The organism is Bartonella sp. MR168JLCBS (assembly GCF_042194175.1).
The window spans coordinates 1-792 of sequence record NZ_JBHIMP010000297.1 but is presented as its reverse complement, the minus strand read 5'-3'; the positions used below and the strand labels follow the sequence as shown (position 1 = coordinate 792).

Here is a 792-nt window from a genome sequence, read left to right as displayed (position 1 = left end):
ATTTTCTGGGCGTAAATAACGTTATGCGATCGGAATCAACGCAAGCTGCCTATAAAATATTGGGAGAAATTGCCGATGATGTACGCACCACACACGCTCTTAAAACAGAAATAATTGTGCGTGAGGGAAAAAAAATTGATGAAATTGCCAACCTGATCGACGAAGATAAGGAGATCGCGCTCATTGTTTTAGCTGCCAGTGGACACACAGAAGGACCAGGCCCACTTGTCCAACTTATCGGGAGTCGGGGAACAGCTTTTTCAATCCCTGTTACCGTTATTCCAAGCAATCTTGCCGATGAAGATATTGAATCCATTGCTTAAATACAGTATTCTGAACTCAACGACCTTCCTAACCTTTCACACCAAAAGGAGAGTGTATGTTTATTCAAACTGAAACCACACCAAATCCTGCAACACTTAAATTTTTGCCAGGTCGTGTGGTACTTTCCAAGGGTGTCTTAGAGTTTCGTACCAGTGAAGAAGCCGCTAAAAACTCACCTTTAGCTGCAAAACTGTTTAATATTCCAAATGTTAATGGTGTTCTTTTGGGTTATGATTTCATTACCGTGAGCAAAAAAGATGGCGAGTGGCAACATCTCAAACCAGCCATTTTAGGCACCATTATGGAACATTTTCTATCCGATGCCCCGGTTATCAACACAAATGCCACAATACAAGCGCAAACGCACGCCCTTAACGAAGAATTTTATGACGAAAAAGACGTCGATATCGTCTCAACAATCAAGGAACTTCTTGAAACACGTGTTCGCCCAGCTGTTGCCAATGACGG

The 792-nt window shown here is 42.3% G+C and carries 2 protein-coding genes; both read left to right on the top strand.

From position 1 onward, the window contains the following. On the top strand, positions 1–323 hold a 323-nt coding region (locus ACFIK8_RS10995), incomplete at its 5' end, for a universal stress protein (RefSeq protein ID WP_375669449.1). 56 nt (positions 324–379) lie between these two features. Continuing rightward, positions 380–792 (top strand): NifU N-terminal domain-containing protein (locus ACFIK8_RS10990; RefSeq protein WP_375669448.1); only part of this gene is annotated, 413 nt, incomplete at its 3' end.